The organism is Thalassovita mediterranea (genome assembly GCF_001458435.1).
GTDB classification, from domain to species: Bacteria; Pseudomonadota; Alphaproteobacteria; order Rhodobacterales; family Rhodobacteraceae; genus Thalassobius; species Thalassobius mediterraneus.
Window position 1 is genome coordinate 107,928 of sequence record NZ_CYSF01000012.1, and the last position, 14,251, is coordinate 122,178.

Here is a 14,251-nt window from a genome sequence, read left to right on the forward strand (position 1 = left end):
GCTGATTTTAAGGCCCACTGTTGAAACAGTGGGCCTTTATTTTATTGTTTTGTCATGAAAACATTTATTTTGACGGTAGAGCAGCCACAGGGCGCACGCCGCAGACATAGTATTGCTGAATGCCAGAGATTGGGGTTGGAGCCGGTTTTTGTTTCTGGCTGTACCAAGACCTCTGCAGAGGTTGCTTCTGCGTATTCGCGTATGTTGAATCGTTTGCTTCTGAAACGGGATATGACCGCAGGTGAAATCGCCTGTTACATCGGGCATCGTCGTCTATGGCAGGCGTTTGTCGACAGCGGTGAAGAGATCGCCCTGATATGCGAAGATGACTTTCAATCCGTCGATGATGCTCAGTTCTCTGATGTTCTGGAACAGGCCGCTGATATTCCCGATTGGGGCATTCTGAAACTTTTTGATTTTTCCCCAAAGGAGATCATCCGCCGCCATCAATATGGTTCGTTTGATGTCGTGGATTACAAATACCCTGCGGCAGGGGCCGTAGCCTATCTATTGCGGCGCGAGGCTGCGCTGCGGATGTTGGACCGGAAGTCTATTTTCCGCCCGGTGGATGAAGATTTCCTCTATTGTTGGGAGTTCGGGACAAGGGTGCGCTCGATTTATCCCAACCCGGTTGCTGAGTGTGCCGAGTCGTTTGGCGGATCGCTCCTCGAAGAAGACCGCGCGAGTTTGAAAAAACGAAAAAGCATGAGACGATCACTCTGGGGAATCTTCTTGACGATGCACAAGCAGCTGCGCGCTTCGTTCTATCGCAAGAGATTGTTCTAAGTCTTTTGATGCGTCTACGGACGCAGCGCTTGGGGCGTCAACGGGGACAGGGAATTCTTGCGGGCCAAGGGACACATGGCGACGAATTGCGCCGTAGTTGGCCCATAATTTGCTAGATTAGGTTTTGTGAATGTGGCGCGCCATTGGTGCCGCGCCCCACGGCGGATTTGTGCAGAGTGTTGGCGGTTGAACGCTTATTTGTCTGAGCGTTTAGCGCAACCATTGCTAATCCTGTCACCTATGACGATAAGGGGCTTTCCCTAAGGTACAGGGATAGAATGTGCCGCGCATCCGCTGTCTGCAATAGGCCAACGTCAGCCCCCAAATACCAAGGACGCTACATGAGTATCGCCACTTTTGTTGTCAACTTAGACGCAGATACGGAGCGGCTAGGTGAAACGCGTCGGCAGCTGCAAGCAGCAGGTGTTGAATTTACCCGTATAGCTGCGGTGAACGGAAAGCAGGTTGAAAAAACCTGTGCGCAACCAGCGTTGGAGCAAGCCGGGCGCCAATTGACATGTGGCGAAGTCGGCTGTTTCCTAAGCCATCGGTTGGCGGCACAAGCGTTTCTCGATAGCGATGCAGAAATTGGTCTCGTCCTCGAAGATGATCTTGCGGTGCAGCCACATGCCAAGGCGACGCTAGATGCGCTTGCTCGGGATTGGCGTCGCCAATCGATTTGGGATATCGCCAATCTGGCCCGCCCTGCGAAACACCGGTTCACGCAGCTGCCTGCGTCACAATGGACTGGGCCCAAGCCGATTTTCCGGGCGCATTACATGCCAGTCACAACGGCTGCAATTGCCTGGACCCGTGGCGGGGCGACGGAGTTTCTGCTGCGAACCCAGACGTTTGGTTTGCCTGTCGATGTTTTTATTCAGCGGTGGGTCGCGGAAACCAATCGCGGACTGGCGATGCTAGAGCCGCCGTTTGCCAGCCGCGATGACGATAGTACGATTGGGTACGACGGGCGTCGTCGTCAACCGCCGTTCAGTCGGGCAAGCCGTCAGCGCTTCAAGCGGCTGTTGAGAAATCATGCTGCTGCAGCACGTAATGAGAAAGAAACAAGGAAGCGGGCCAAATGAGCGCAGCACATCGTCCCGAATTTGATCAGCTTGCCGCGCATATCAGGTCTGTGCTGAATGGCCGACCTGCTTTGTTTGTAATCAACCCAGGGAATTGGGGCGATAGTCTGATCAGGGAAGGTGCCGAGGCGTTCTTGCGCCACTATGGCATCCCGTATGTTGGCATCCGGTTCAAAGACCTGATCAAGAAGCGGTTGACCCTAATCGAAGCAAAAGCGCGCACGTTCCACGACGATCCGGTTTTGATCTTTAACGGGAACGGTGCTTTTTGCCCACACTATCAAACCCTTGGCCGTGTGGCGGAGCTGTCGCAAGAATTTAAAACCAGTATTATTTTGCCATCGACCTACGCTGTTGATGTACCTGCGGGGACTTTCGCGCCTGATACGCATCTCTTTGTGCGGGATCGTTTCCAAAGCCAGGATCGTTTGCCAGATGTACCGTTTTGTCACGATATGGCGTTTTTCCTGGAGCTGTCAGATGAGCCCGCCACGCATAATCTGGGGCTGCTTTTTCGTGAAGATGGTGAGGCACCTGAGGGTTTTGAATTGCCAGACGGCAATATCGATGTTTCCAAATTTGGTCGCGCGCATACGCCCATCGATGGCTTTGTGCGGCACATTGCGCAGTATGAACGGATTGAAACAAATCGGCTGCATGTCGGTATTGCAGCCGCGCTGTTGAAGCGAGAGGTGCAAATCTCGTCCAACGACTACTTTAAGATTGGCGCGATCTTCGACAGCTCAATACGGGATTATTTCCCCAATGCGCAGTTTGTCGAACGGGCATAAAAACGCATGGATCCGGGGCAACGCGCACCCCGGATCCACAATCATCTATTACTCAGGGTTTTTGGCAAACCGCAGGTAGGGCAGCTTTTTGTCCAGCGCGCCGTATTTTTCTTCGGCTGCAGCGTCGTCCAGCGCCAGCGCAACGATCACGTCCTGACCGGTTTCCCAGTTGGCAGGGGTTGCCAGCGGCTGACCAAAGGTGCGCTGCAAACCATCCAGTGCGCGCAGCACCTCAGCAAAGTTGCGGCCAACCGACATCGGATAGGTCATGGTCAGCTGCAGCTTTTTGTCCGGGGAGATGATGAAGACAGAACGCACAGTGGCGCTGTCGGCAGGGGTGCGACCGTCGGGCATGTAGGCGTCGGCAGGCAGCATGTCGAAGAGTTTCGATACATTCAGGCCTTCGTCCGCGATGATCGGGAACCCAGCAGGTGCGCCGGCAAAGCTTTCGATGTCGCCCTTCCAGCCTTTGTGCTCTTCTACGCCGTCAACGGATACGCCAATCACCTTGGTGTTGCGCTTGGCCCATTCATCAGCCAGTTGCGCGACGGCACCGAACTCGGTGGTGCAGACGGGGGTGAAATCTTTGGGGTGGGAAAACAGGATCGCCCAGCTGTCGCCGATCCAGTCATGGAACGAAATGGTTCCCTGATCTGTTTCCGCAGTGAAGTTTGGCACGATGTCATTGATGCGCAGGCCCATATCGGTGTCCTTTCAGGTCAATTTTCCGGGTTGCGTGGCACAGAAGAGTCCTGCCGTCACGCGTCCTGTCGCTATCTTCCCCAGTCGCCGCGTTGGCGCAACCGTGAAAATTCGGTATGCGACTATTGATCTTTTGATAATTTGATCAAATTACTGTGGTGGCGCTCACACACGGGCTTGCACGTCCTGAAATCCCCTGACACAGTGCCGGCGAGTCTGACGGAATTACGTGTTTCGGTGTGATCTGTCAGCGAGAATAACCAACGCTTTAGCGTCTCACGGAGGTCATCTTATGATCGAGAAACGTCAGTTCTATATCAACGGCGCCTGGGTGGACCCGATCGAGGGCACAGATCGTCATGTTATTGATCCGTCCACCGAAGAAGCCTGTGCTGTCATTTCGATGGGTGGTGCGGCAGATGTGGACGCCGCAGTTGCCGCGGCCAAGGCGGCTTTTCCGGCGTGGATGAGCACCCCGGTTGAGGATCGAATCGCTCTTGTCGAGAAATTCGTCGAGATTTACCAGCGCCGCAACGACGAGCTGGGTGCAGCCATTTCCATGGAAATGGGCGCCCCGATTGATATGGCCAAAGCGTCGCAAGCGGCAGCTGGGTCCTACCACGCGGTGAACTTCCTCAAGGCGGCCAAAAACTTTGATTTCTTCAAACCGCTGGGCGATCACGCACCGAACGACCGCATCGCGATGGAAGCGGTTGGCGTTTGCGCGCTGATCACCCCGTGGAACTGGCCGATGAACCAAGTGGTGCTGAAAGTGATCGCCGCCGCGATCGCAGGCTGCACCATGGTTCTGAAACCGTCCGAGGAAAGCCCGCTGAACGCCATGCTGTTCGCTGAATTCATGGACGAGGCAGGCTTCCCCGCTGGTGTGTTCAACCTGGTGAACGGTGACGGTGTTGGTGTTGGCACCGCACTGACCGGCCACAAAGACGTGGACATGGTGTCCTTCACCGGGTCCACCCGCGCTGGTATCGCCATTTCGCAGAACGCCGCGCTGACGCTGAAGCGCGTGCACTTGGAACTGGGCGGCAAAGGTGCAAACCTGTTGTTTGCGGACGCAGATGAGCAGGCGGTGAAGCGTAGCGTCCGTCGCATGATGGAAAACTCTGGCCAAAGCTGTAACGCCCCCAGCCGTATGATGGTGGAACGCAGCATCTACGACCGCGTTGTCGAAGAAGCGGCCGAGGTTGCGGCAAACACCAAAGTGGGCAGCGCCCACGAAAGCGGCCGCCACATCGGTCCGGTCGTGAACGAAGCACAGTGGACCAAGATCCAAGGTCTGATCCAGAAAGGCATCGACGAAGGTGCCCGCGTGGTTGCCGGTGGTCTGGGTCGCCCCGAAGGTCTGAACAAAGGCTACTACGTGCGCCCCACCGTGTTCGCGGATGTGACCAACGACATGACCATCGCACAGGAAGAGATCTTTGGCCCCGTCATGGCGATCATTCCCTTCGACACCGAAGAGGGTGCCGTGGAAATGGCGAATGACACCGTCTATGGCCTGACCAACTACATCCAGACGCAGGATGGCGAACGCGCAAACCGTATTTCCCGTCAGCTGCGGTCTGGCATGGTGGAAATTAACGGCAACAGCCGTGGCGCAGGTGCGCCCTTTGGCGGGATGAAACAATCCGGCAACGGCCGCGAGGGTGGCACTTGGGGCATCGAGGACTTCCTCGAAGTGAAATCCATCGCGGGCTGGACCGAGGCGTAAGCTTTAGGTCAATGAGATACAGGAAACCGGGGCGGAAACGTCCCGGTTTTTTGTTGGCAAGGGGCTTGAAAAGGACTACGGGGTAACGAAATCTTCACTTTCTGCCGTAAACTACCTATATAATATAGCGTTAGGAGAGCAGCACACCCATGTATGACGCGAGGCAAATCGCAAACTGGTTTGTTGGCCGGTTCGCCCAAGAGGGTAAGAAAGCGTCGATTATGACGCTCCTCAAGCTTGTCTATATTGCGCATGGGTGGTTCTTAGAAACACGCCTGCGTCCAATGTTCCCGAACCAAATTCAGGCTTGGAAACATGGCCCCGTCATTCCCGATATCTATCGTGAGTTTCGATCGCAGGGCATTGATATAAAAAGTAAAATCCCCAATTTCGATGACTGTTCGATTGCAGATGAGGATGTGTGCCTCTTAGAGGATATTTTCCGCATCTACGGCTCTATGAGCCCGTTTGTGCTATCAGACCTTACGCACATTCCGGGCGGGCCTTGGGACATCGCAACGAAGCGCGGTGGCAACTACGCTGAAATTACCAACGATCTCATCTTGGCTCATTACCAAGCGAAACGCTCTGCTGCTCAGAAGGCGTCAGCTTAATGGCAACCGACGATCGGATTCCCGATTATGACCCAGATACTGAACTATCTGATTTCCTGAACGACGGATGGGATTATCGTTTCCAGAAAGCACAGTATGATAATCTTCTAGCGGAAACGGCCCTCGCAAAAGAGCAAAAGCGAGAAATCGGTCAGCGTATTTGGATACGTTGGCTGGCAGTTCTGCTTTCTACAGCCGTTATCGGAGCCATGTTCTGTGCATTTTACCACATCCTGCATCAGATTTTCGGGTTCCGTTACACGTTCATGCAGACAGGCGCCATGATTGCCCTTGTGGTGGCACCTGTCGTGTCCATCTCTGGTATAACCATCGCGCTGCTATTTGGGGTCTTTAGAGGATACAAAGATGCAGACGCTGCTGCCGCAAGTGCTGCAGTTGCAGCCTCCGTAACGGCAGCAAAAGGCAGCTAATCACTAAAACGGCGCCTTGGCCCTAAACGACATGCCCTTCCCACTTTCGGGATGGTTCACCCGCAGTTCTTCGGAGTGCAACATCAGGCGGGGGTGATCGGCGGCCTCGCCCGTCGCGTAAAGCGGATCACCTAGGATCACATGCCCCAGCGCCAGCATGTGAACGCGCAACTGGTGACTGCGGCCCGTTTTCGGCGTCAGGCGCACGCGGGTTTCCGTGTCCGATGCTTTCAGCACCCGCCACAGCGTCACCGCCTCTTTGCCCGTTTCATGGCAGACCATCTGGCGCGGGCGATTGGGCCAGTCGACGATCAAGGGCAGGTCAACGGTGCCTGTCTTCTCCTCGATCCGGCCATGAACGCGGGCGATATAGCTTTTCTTCGTCGTGCGCTTTTCAAACTGCATCGACAGGTTGCGCTGCGCATGTGGGGTGAGGCCAAAGATCATCACGCCGGATGTGTCGCGGTCCAACCGATGCACCAGCAACGCCTGCGGGAACACCGCCTGCACGCGGGTCAGCAGGCAATCGGCCAGATGTTCACCGCGCCCCGGCACGGACAGCAGGCCAGAGGGTTTGTTGACCACCACGATCTCATGATCCTCATGCAGGATCTCCAGCGGGTCATTTGGCGGGGCGTAGGGTGTGATTTCCATAGCCCGCTGATACGACGGCGCGCAGGCGCAGGCAAGTTAGCCGCGTGATTTACGCAAGCTGCGCACCATCGGAACGGTATAGACCACTAGCGCTGCCCAGATCAGCGGAAATGCGATCATTCGGGCCCGGTCAAAAGGTTCATCAAACAGGAAAACGGCCACAAGGAAGATCATCGTCGGGGCCACATATTGCAGGATACCGATGGTGGACAGCTTCAGCAGCTTTGCGCCGTTCGCATATAGCAACAGCGGCACTGCGGTAATGATCCCCAGCCCAAGCAACAAAGCGGTTGTGCTGAGGGATTCACCCAAATGCCCTTGCCCAGTCGCTGTCAGGTATCCCAGAAATCCCAGACCAAAGGGCAACAGGATCAGAACCTCCAGCAGGAAGCCTTGGTTGGGGCCGATGGGCAGGGATTTCTTGAAGAAAGCGTAGAACCCCCAGCTGACGGTCAAACCTACTGCAGGCCAGGGCAGGGTGCCGGCGTCATACCACAGTACGCCAACCGCAGCGGCTGCCAGCAGGATCGCAACCCACTGCGCGCGGTTCAGCGTTTCACCCAGCAGAACGGCGCCAATGGCGACGGAAAACAATGGGTTGATGTAGTAACCCAGCGCCGCATCCAATGCCCGATCTGCAGAGATGGCCCAGATGTAAATGCCCCAATTGGTCGAAATCAGTATGGCCGTCACGCAGGCCATTGCGAGCATACGTGGGGTGCGCAGGGCGGTGATGAGATCCGCAGTGCGGCGCCGATAGAACAGCAAGGCGGCGGCAACCGGCACGGCCCAGATCACGCGGTGCGCCACCACTTCGATCGCGGGGATATGGTCCACGGCCTTCATGTAGATTGGCAGAAAACCCCAGATGAAATAGGCGCCAAACGCATAGAGTAGCCCCTGCGGGGTATCGACGTTCTGTTGAGTGGGGTGTGCCATGGGTGGTCCTTTGCGCGGGCATGCTGACGGTGTCAGGCTGCCTATCGGCCTATCCCGTGTCCCCCAAAAAGAAAAGACCGCATCACTGCGGTCTTTTGCTGGATTTGATCAGGCTTCGCGGCGCCGGGTTGGGTGGCCTTTGATGCCGAAGGCTTTGCGCGCGGTGACCAGCCTCAGGTCGTCGGGATCCATGCCCATAGACAAGATGGTTTTCCGGTCAAAACGTTCTTTGGCGGTTTCGCGGTCATACGTCGTGCCAAACAGACGATCGATCCATCCCATGCCGAAGCTGACGTGGAATGTGGCCTCATGGTCGTTGAAGTGGTGGCGGAGGTGGGTGCGGGTGATGCGTTCCCCGAACCAGCCCTTGGGCACGTTTAGATGGGCCAGCGTGTGGCAGTATTCATAGAAGGCAAAGGCCGTGACCGACCCTACAGTCAGCGCAATGAACGGGAACAGCAGCGCCATCTGCCAGCCAACAAAATACCACAGCACGACAAAATGCACTGCCAACGATTGCGCGGCAAATTTCACCGGATACCAGTGTTGGTCGCCAGTGAAAAACTCGGGGTCGTTGGGAAATTCGTGGTGGCCGATGTGACTGCGGTACAGTTCATTGAACGGGCTTTGGTCGGTCGGAGGTTCGCGGTGCAGCAGGAAGCGGTGCATCGCATATTCGACAAAGAACTGCATCAACGCGCCATAGACAATCGCCAGCAGGAACCACGGTGTCCAGAACACCACGGTCAGAATCAGGCCAACAATCCACAAAGGCAGCAGCCGGTGCAGCGTGCCCATATTCATCAGTACACGTAGGGTGGGTCCCATGATCATTCCTCCTCTGATCATCTTCCTGGGGCCCATTTTAGCACGGTTGTGCAAACTGTCAGTGGGGGACCCCACGTAAAGCTGACGTGAACGTCAACGCGTAGCGCTTAGTGCTGTGAGCTGGGCAATAAAAAACGCCCTCTCCGGCAGGAGAGGGCGTTTCTGGATCAGAAAGATCCGAAAACCTTAGCGACGCAGGCCCAGACGTTTGATCAGGTCAGCGTAACGGGCTTCGTCTTTGCCTTTCAGGTAGTCCAGCAGCTTACGACGCTGTGCAACCATCATCAGCAGACCACGGCGGCCGTGGTTGTCTTTCTTGTGGGTTTTGAAGTGCTCGGTCAGGGTCGCGATGCGCGACGACAGGATAGCAACCTGTACTTCGGGCGAACCGGTGTCGCCTTCTTTGGTTGCGTATTCTTTCATGACGCGTGCTTTTTCTTCAGCAGTGATCGACATCGGGGATCTCCTAAGTCTAAGGGTTCAGGGCACAAGCCGGGATGTCGTCCAGACAAGGTCCTATGGAGGAATCGCTAGGGTTAGGCCCAAGCGATGTGTGCTGTTACGGGAAAATTCCCCAAAAGGAAAGGGGAAAGACCTGCTGGCATTGGTGGTCGGGTCTGTGGCCGCCGGATGGCTCTAGGTGCCGCGCATCAACGATATGCTGTCGGTACAATAGAAACCGGCGCAAGGGCCGAATGGGGCACAACCTGAATATCTGTGCCTGCGTCGTCGTTGATCCCGCGCAGCAATGCAACCTGCGTATCGTCAAGCCAGACCTCTAACCCACCGGCGGGGCCATCGCGATGGCGCAGGTCCAGTTCGGGCACACCACTGTCGAGGCTATCATCATAGATCAGGACCAGCGTGTCTTCTTTAACGTCGAAATCCATCACTTCAGCAGTTTCGGTATCTGTTGCGGCGATCAGTTGGTCTGCCCCATCGCCGCCAGTCACAACATCCAGTCCGCCGAAATGCACAATGTCATCGCCCGCGCCGCCGTTGAGGAAATCCTGTTCCGCGGCTGTTTCACCCACGGTTCCCTGTAGTACGTCATTCCCTAATCCACCGAACAGCACATCCTGCCCTGCGCCGCCGGTCAGTGTGTCATTCGCCAACCCACCTTGCAGCCGATCATTATCCTGCCCGCCCTGCAGATCATCATTGCCATCGCCACCAAAAAGCTGGTCCTCTCCTGCTCCGCCTACAAGGGTATCGTTATCGTTGTGGCCAAACAGTTGGTCATGTCCGCTGTCGCCCTGCAGCAGATCATCGTCTTCCTGCCCGTGCAGGGTGTCGTTGCCCGCGCCGCCAGCCAGCGTATCATGGCCAGTGCCGCCAAATAGATCATCCCGTCCGGATCCGCCCTCTATCAGATCGTCACCGCCATAGCCGTTTGCCTGATCGTCCCCGCCTTGGGCCAGAATGCTGTTATCGTCTGCGTCGCCAGCAATGACGTCGTCGCCATTGCTGCCGTTCAGAATGGCCGTCAGCGCGTCCCCCGGGGAAACCTCTGTTTCAGTTGCGGTGAGTGTTTCAATGGTGGCGTCGATGTCCTCAGTTTCAGAGGTGGGGTCATCAACATCCTCATCCAGTGGCATCGCAACCAGGCCCACCAGCGCAACACCGGCCATCATCGCCCCTAGCATTCCTGCCATCATCAACATCAGATCACCCGCCCGCGCTACCCAAACCAAACAGCGACACAAAACCACTAGACGGCGTGTAGTGTGCGCGCCTGATGTGATTGGGTCAAAGCAGATCGGTCGCTATGGTTAATGGGGGCGTTGCAGGGCGGTTAGTTTCCTGTGCTGGTGCCGACCGCGCGTTCAAATTCGTCGGACAGGATAACCATCCAGTCGCCGATCAGTGGCAGGAATTCGAACTGAGACAACCACCATCCGATCATCGAAACCAGTAGAGACGCGCCGATGACGGACCCTAGACCAAAAGCCAAACCGCGCATGAATTGGAACCCCAACAGGCGCCACCGTGAATTCTGTACTGCGATAAAACGGTGGTTGTTGAACCGTTCGACCTCTGCCGTCAGGCGACGGATCGCTTCTTCTTGGCTGTTCTGGGGGGCGGTTTGTGGTGTGTCCGTCTGTTGATCCATCAGGCATTCCCTTCTTGTGCTGGGATGTCCCACAATTCCGGCTGTTGGGTGTAGGCGATGTACAGCGGGTGTTTGGGGTGCCCTGCCTTGGTCAGACCCAATGCGTAGACCGGCTTGCCCGTGGCGCGCAGCAGGCTTGCGACGTGGGCGCCGTGGTTCAAGTGATCGCCATGACTGCCCCATGCGGCGATGATTTGATCAGCCCAGTCGCATCCTTCTAGGATCGCGGCGTCATTGGCGGGACCGATGGGGTCTTGTGCGGCGCGCATCGCCTTAGGGTCCGTGTCGCGCCAGGCAAAGATGTTGGTCACGCGAAACGCCCCAAACCCCAGCGCCCGTGCCCGCCGTTCGCAGCGTTCCACCGTTGGATCATTCTGCTCCTCTGTCGCCGTCGACGGGTTCAGCATCACAAACAGCGCCTTTTGCCCCCCCGAATCCCAGATTCGCGTCAGCTGATACCTGTAGCGTTCACAGTCAGAGTAGGTGGCGGTGGACAGGGCGTCGCCCTTTTGGAAATCGCGTGTGATCATCCGCTTTATTGGCCATATTTCTGACGTTAGTGCAATTGGTAGAGAACCTTTGCCTTATAAAACAGGGCGACACTGGACCTAGGTCCTGTTGGTGGCGCGTCATTCGTCGTCAGTTAGATGACTCATACCTCCCATAGGGATGTGCTAGGTTTATCCCATAAGTCGACCACGACTACCGATGTGAGGTTTAACGATGACACTCTTGATTTTGCTCAGCGCGATGATGGCCGGGACTTTGAGCTTGGTTGATACCAACGATGCAGATCAGGTTGATCAAGATGCCCAATCGGATGACGTGGATGCGCCAGAAACGGCTCAGCAGGACGACCAGCAAATCATGGGACTGGACGAACTGCTAAATGGCGGCCGTGGTGACGACGTTCTGGGTGGGGGCACCGGGAACGACACACTGTTTGGCGCTGACGGAGCAGATACGCTGAACGGCGGTCAAGGGGACGACCTGCTGTTCAGCGGCTCCAGCGACTATTTTTCTGATGATTGGAACCACCAGCCCGGTGAAATCAGCCTGACCGACAACGACGGTGACGTCATGAACGGCGGCGAAGGCGATGACACCCTGTATGTTGGCCCGAACGCCACGGCCACCGGTGGTGAGGGTGCTGATACCTTCAAAGCCTATGCAGACAACTACTTCGGCGACAATGAAGCCGCAGTGATTACCGATTTCACAATCGGTGAAGACAATCTGGAAGTGGACTATGCGCTGCATCAGGGCGTCTACACCACCGACTTTGACACGCAGGACGCGGTCGATACCTTCATGATCACCCATGACGCCGAAACTGATACTACCATTGTTGAATTGGATGGTGATGAGGTGCTGCGCATGAACGGTGACCAAACCGCGATGACCGTTGCGTTCTATGACGCCGAAACCAATGCCGACGCACCCGTTTGGCTGGATGTTGAAGGTAACGAAATCACCGCAGCAGAGGGCGAAGCTGCAGATCTGGTTCTGACCGCACGTCCGCTGGACGCTCTGATCGGTGAACGCAGCTGATCCGGATATCAAACGGAATTAAGCGAAAATTCATGTAAATCTGTTCTTCTCATAGCAATCAGGTTTGTTGTGTGAGGTTCTATCATGTCCCCTTGGTTGCTGTTGTTGCTGGCTGTCCCGCTGGCAATTGGTGTGTCGGTATCCCAATCCATATTGAGTTTTGTCGAAGATCTGGAAGCGGCCGCAGATCCGGATCGCACCGGTGGTGAGGGACGTGTGGATGATCCTGATGATGATGACCCGGTTGTGGTGGCTGTTCCGGACCCGACATACGATCTGTTGTCACTGGTGTCGTCCACGCCCTTAGCGGGGGCCGACACGTTGGCCGGTGAAGAGGAGATGGCAGGCGGGGCAGCGCTGGATCTGTTGCTCTCCAGCGAAGATGCGGAACAAGAAACGACGCTTTTGTTTGATTTAGACACTGATTCAGAGATAGAACTGCCCACAGATCAGCCCGTGGATTTTACCGCCGGAGAGGACCAGTTGACGATCTACCTGACCGAGGGAAAGACAGGCGCGGCACAATCAATGCTGCCAAAACTGATGTTCGACTATGATGGCGCGCAGGATCGCACGACGCTATCCGCGGGGGACCATCCGCTGACCACGCTGACGGGGAATCAACGGGGACTAAGCGTTGCGTTTTATGAGGCTGGAAATGGCCCCCTCTGGCAGGATTCACGAGGGGAAGAGTTGTCCTCAGAAGATGGGGAGGCGGCAGATATCATTCTGGCTCTCATCACCATGAAGGAGATGTCGCAGGCGGCATGAACCTGAGCGTGTTTGTCTGCGCGTGGCGGCTTTCGTCACGCCGCCGCCTAGATCATTTACACTGCGCCGCTTGTACTTTTTGGGCCCGATTTCCTAGCGTCGCTTCTTTTAGCGAAGCCTGCCAGAACCTCGTGGCGCTTGATTTGGTTTGCGTATCGAGAGCTTGCTGAGGGAAGGCGCCCCATTGGCACAGGGCCAGACTGCATTGAGCTGGCTCTGCGGATTGGGCAGGCGGTTGGCGGGCTCTTAGCCGCGCACAAAGACGCGGCTGGGGTGTAGTTCGCCTGCCTTGAATACGCCAACAGCAACCGCTTCGCCGTTCAGGCTGGCCCAGCATTCATCGCCGTATTCCACGTCCGTCGCGATCACCAGACCGGGGTTGCCGTTGCGCAGTTTTGCGGCGCCCTGTTCAGTGGTCTTGACCTCTGGCAGGTCAGCCAACCCCTGTTCCAGAGGTAGCAGATGATCGTCCAGTTCGGGGGTGCGTGCCAGCTCTTCGATCTGTTCATATGTCAGGCCATCCTCTGCCTCAAACGGGCCGGACCAGATGCGGCGCAGGTGCAGAACGTGGCCATGACATCCCAGTGCCGCGCCCAGATCGCGGGCGATGGAGCGGACATAACCGCCCTTGCCACAGACCATTTCCAGTTCGACATGATCGGCATCGGGACGGTCGGTCATCACCAATTCATCCACCCAGAGGGGGCGGGCGGCAATTTCAAAATCTTCGTCACCGTCGCGGGCCAGCTTATAAGCGCGCTCGCCGTCGATTTTCACCGCAGAAAACTTCGGCGGCACCTGCATGATGTCGCCAAGGAAGCCACCCAGTGCTGCTTTGATATCCTCATCGGTGGGACGGTCAGCGCTTTCGGCGATGACTTCGCCTTCGGCGTCGTCGGTGTTGGTTGCCTGACCCAGACGCACCACAAAACGGTAGGCTTTCAGCGCGTCGGTGATGAAGGGCACGGTTTTGGTCGCCTCGCCTAGGGCGACGGCCAGAACCCCGGTCGCTTCGGGATCAAGGGTGCCTGCATGGCCGGCCTTCTTCGCTTCCAGCGCCCAGCGGACCTTGTTCACCACCGCGGTCGAGGTTATGCCTGCCGGTTTGTCGACCACCAGCCAGCCCGAAATGTCACGCCCCTTGCGCTTGCGTCCCATGATGATCCCCAATCTGTCGTGAAAACTAGAGTGGCGCGCCAGTTACCGCAGCGGGGCGGGTGTGTCAAATTGAGCCTTTTAAATTGAGCCTGTCAA

17 protein-coding genes are annotated in these 14,251 nt (G+C 56.5%); 8 read left to right on the plus strand and 9 right to left on the minus strand.

The window, feature by feature from the left end; translation table 11 throughout:
* Window positions 1-54 precede the first annotated feature (54 nt).
* The 3 genes from TM5383_RS11715 to TM5383_RS11725 all read left to right on the plus strand — a co-directional run bounded on the left by TM5383_RS11715 (window position 55) and on the right by TM5383_RS11725 (window position 2,662).
* Window positions 55-786 (plus strand): glycosyltransferase family 25 protein, encoded by a 732-nt coding sequence (locus TM5383_RS11715; RefSeq protein WP_076400077.1) that lies wholly within the window; start codon window positions 55-57, stop codon window positions 784-786.
* A gap of 341 nt (window positions 787-1,127) precedes the next feature.
* Window positions 1,128-1,871, plus strand: coding sequence for a glycosyltransferase family 25 protein (locus TM5383_RS11720; RefSeq protein ID WP_058319227.1), 744 nt, complete (start codon window positions 1,128-1,130; stop codon window positions 1,869-1,871).
* Window positions 1,868-2,662, plus strand: coding sequence for a hypothetical protein (locus TM5383_RS11725; RefSeq protein WP_058319228.1), 795 nt, complete (start codon window positions 1,868-1,870; stop codon window positions 2,660-2,662). The genes TM5383_RS11720 and TM5383_RS11725 overlap by 4 nt, the downstream gene beginning before the upstream one ends.
* Before the next feature lie 48 nt (window positions 2,663-2,710).
* On the opposite strand, the gene TM5383_RS11730 is transcribed toward TM5383_RS11725, so the two are convergent.
* Entirely contained in the window at window positions 2,711-3,364 is a 654-nt protein-coding gene (locus TM5383_RS11730) for a peroxiredoxin (RefSeq protein ID WP_058319229.1), read from the minus strand.
* A gap of 292 nt (window positions 3,365-3,656) precedes the next feature.
* On the opposite strand from TM5383_RS11730, the gene TM5383_RS11735 reads away from it, so the two are divergent.
* The 3 genes from TM5383_RS11735 to TM5383_RS11745 all read left to right on the plus strand — a co-directional run bounded on the left by TM5383_RS11735 (window position 3,657) and on the right by TM5383_RS11745 (window position 6,141).
* Complete coding sequence (locus TM5383_RS11735) at window positions 3,657-5,096, plus strand: aldehyde dehydrogenase family protein (RefSeq protein ID WP_058319230.1); 1,440 nt, start codon at window positions 3,657-3,659, stop codon at window positions 5,094-5,096.
* A 221-nt stretch (window positions 5,097-5,317) separates the two neighbouring features.
* Window positions 5,318-5,710 carry a Panacea domain-containing protein gene (locus TM5383_RS11740; protein ID WP_159438568.1) on the plus strand — a complete coding sequence of 131 codons (393 nt, stop codon included), beginning with the start codon at window positions 5,318-5,320 and terminating at the stop codon, window positions 5,708-5,710.
* Window positions 5,710-6,141, plus strand: a complete 432-nt coding sequence (locus TM5383_RS11745; protein ID WP_058319232.1) for a hypothetical protein — start codon at window positions 5,710-5,712, stop codon at window positions 6,139-6,141. Before TM5383_RS11740 ends, TM5383_RS11745 begins: the two co-directional genes overlap by 1 nt.
* 3 nt (window positions 6,142-6,144) lie before the next feature.
* Here TM5383_RS11745 and TM5383_RS11750 read toward each other — a convergent pair whose 3' ends face one another.
* From TM5383_RS11750 to TM5383_RS11780, 7 genes are all read right to left on the minus strand, one after another.
* Window positions 6,145-6,795 (minus strand): RluA family pseudouridine synthase, encoded by a 651-nt coding sequence (locus tag TM5383_RS11750; RefSeq protein ID WP_197407401.1) that lies wholly within the window; start codon window positions 6,793-6,795, stop codon window positions 6,145-6,147.
* 36 nt (window positions 6,796-6,831) lie between these two features.
* Window positions 6,832-7,734, minus strand: a complete 903-nt coding sequence (gene rarD / locus TM5383_RS11755; protein ID WP_058319233.1) for an EamA family transporter RarD — start codon at window positions 7,732-7,734, stop codon at window positions 6,832-6,834.
* A gap of 108 nt (window positions 7,735-7,842) precedes the next feature.
* On the minus strand, window positions 7,843-8,562 hold the full coding sequence (locus TM5383_RS11760) for a sterol desaturase family protein (RefSeq protein WP_058319447.1): 720 nt from the start codon (window positions 8,560-8,562) through the stop codon (window positions 7,843-7,845).
* A gap of 186 nt (window positions 8,563-8,748) precedes the next feature.
* Window positions 8,749-9,018, minus strand: a complete 270-nt coding sequence (gene rpsO / locus TM5383_RS11765; RefSeq protein WP_058319234.1) for a 30S ribosomal protein S15 — start codon at window positions 9,016-9,018, stop codon at window positions 8,749-8,751.
* A 194-nt stretch (window positions 9,019-9,212) separates the two neighbouring features.
* Window positions 9,213-10,226: a calcium-binding protein gene (locus TM5383_RS11770; RefSeq protein ID WP_058319235.1), complete on the minus strand. Its 1,014-nt coding sequence runs from the start codon at window positions 10,224-10,226 to the stop codon at window positions 9,213-9,215.
* A 131-nt stretch (window positions 10,227-10,357) separates the two neighbouring features.
* A complete protein-coding gene (locus TM5383_RS11775) occupies window positions 10,358-10,675 on the minus strand; it encodes a DUF5665 domain-containing protein (RefSeq protein ID WP_058319236.1) in 318 nt (105 codons plus the stop codon).
* On the minus strand, window positions 10,675-11,205 hold the full coding sequence (locus TM5383_RS11780) for a DUF1643 domain-containing protein (protein WP_058319237.1): 531 nt from the start codon (window positions 11,203-11,205) through the stop codon (window positions 10,675-10,677). Before TM5383_RS11780 ends, TM5383_RS11775 begins: the two co-directional genes overlap by 1 nt.
* Before the next feature lie 193 nt (window positions 11,206-11,398).
* On the opposite strand from TM5383_RS11780, the gene TM5383_RS11785 reads away from it, so the two are divergent.
* Both TM5383_RS11785 and TM5383_RS11790 read left to right on the plus strand, forming a co-directional pair.
* On the plus strand, window positions 11,399-12,226 hold the full coding sequence (locus TM5383_RS11785; protein ID WP_058319238.1) for a calcium-binding protein: 828 nt from the start codon (window positions 11,399-11,401) through the stop codon (window positions 12,224-12,226).
* Window positions 12,227-12,310: 84 nt separating this feature from the next.
* Window positions 12,311-12,997: a hypothetical protein gene (locus tag TM5383_RS11790; RefSeq protein ID WP_058319239.1), complete on the plus strand. Its 687-nt coding sequence runs from the start codon at window positions 12,311-12,313 to the stop codon at window positions 12,995-12,997.
* Window positions 12,998-13,243: 246 nt separating this feature from the next.
* Here the strand turns inward: TM5383_RS11790 and truB are convergent, their stop codons facing one another.
* Entirely contained in the window at window positions 13,244-14,155 is a 912-nt protein-coding gene (truB, locus tag TM5383_RS11795) for a tRNA pseudouridine(55) synthase TruB (RefSeq protein ID WP_058319240.1), read from the minus strand.
* Window positions 14,156-14,251 lie beyond the last annotated feature (96 nt).

Bases quoted from the DNA above. Each gene is read 5' to 3' on its own strand.
- TM5383_RS11715 (WP_076400077.1), top strand. From the start codon at position 55: ATGAAAACATTTATTTTGACGGTAGAGCAGCCACAGGGCGCACGCCGC.
- TM5383_RS11720 (WP_058319227.1), top strand. From the start codon at position 1,128: ATGAGTATCGCCACTTTTGTTGTCAACTTAGACGCAGATACGGAGCGG.
- TM5383_RS11725 (WP_058319228.1), top strand. From the start codon at position 1,868: ATGAGCGCAGCACATCGTCCCGAATTTGATCAGCTTGCCGCGCATATC.
- TM5383_RS11730 (WP_058319229.1), bottom strand. From the start codon at position 3,364: ATGGGCCTGCGCATCAATGACATCGTGCCAAACTTCACTGCGGAAACA.
- TM5383_RS11735 (WP_058319230.1), top strand. From the start codon at position 3,657: ATGATCGAGAAACGTCAGTTCTATATCAACGGCGCCTGGGTGGACCCG.
- TM5383_RS11740 (WP_159438568.1), top strand. From the start codon at position 5,318: ATGACGCTCCTCAAGCTTGTCTATATTGCGCATGGGTGGTTCTTAGAA.
- TM5383_RS11745 (WP_058319232.1), top strand. From the start codon at position 5,710: ATGGCAACCGACGATCGGATTCCCGATTATGACCCAGATACTGAACTA.
- TM5383_RS11750 (WP_197407401.1), bottom strand. From the start codon at position 6,795: ATGGAAATCACACCCTACGCCCCGCCAAATGACCCGCTGGAGATCCTG.
- rarD (WP_058319233.1), bottom strand. From the start codon at position 7,734: ATGGCACACCCCACTCAACAGAACGTCGATACCCCGCAGGGGCTACTC.
- TM5383_RS11760 (WP_058319447.1), bottom strand. From the start codon at position 8,562: ATGGGACCCACCCTACGTGTACTGATGAATATGGGCACGCTGCACCGG.
- rpsO (WP_058319234.1), bottom strand. From the start codon at position 9,018: ATGTCGATCACTGCTGAAGAAAAAGCACGCGTCATGAAAGAATACGCA.
- TM5383_RS11770 (WP_058319235.1), bottom strand. From the start codon at position 10,226: ATGTTGATGATGGCAGGAATGCTAGGGGCGATGATGGCCGGTGTTGCG.
- TM5383_RS11775 (WP_058319236.1), bottom strand. From the start codon at position 10,675: ATGGATCAACAGACGGACACACCACAAACCGCCCCCCAGAACAGCCAA.
- TM5383_RS11780 (WP_058319237.1), bottom strand. From the start codon at position 11,205: ATGATCACACGCGATTTCCAAAAGGGCGACGCCCTGTCCACCGCCACC.
- TM5383_RS11785 (WP_058319238.1), top strand. From the start codon at position 11,399: ATGACACTCTTGATTTTGCTCAGCGCGATGATGGCCGGGACTTTGAGC.
- TM5383_RS11790 (WP_058319239.1), top strand. From the start codon at position 12,311: ATGTCCCCTTGGTTGCTGTTGTTGCTGGCTGTCCCGCTGGCAATTGGT.
- truB (WP_058319240.1), bottom strand. From the start codon at position 14,155: ATGGGACGCAAGCGCAAGGGGCGTGACATTTCGGGCTGGCTGGTGGTC.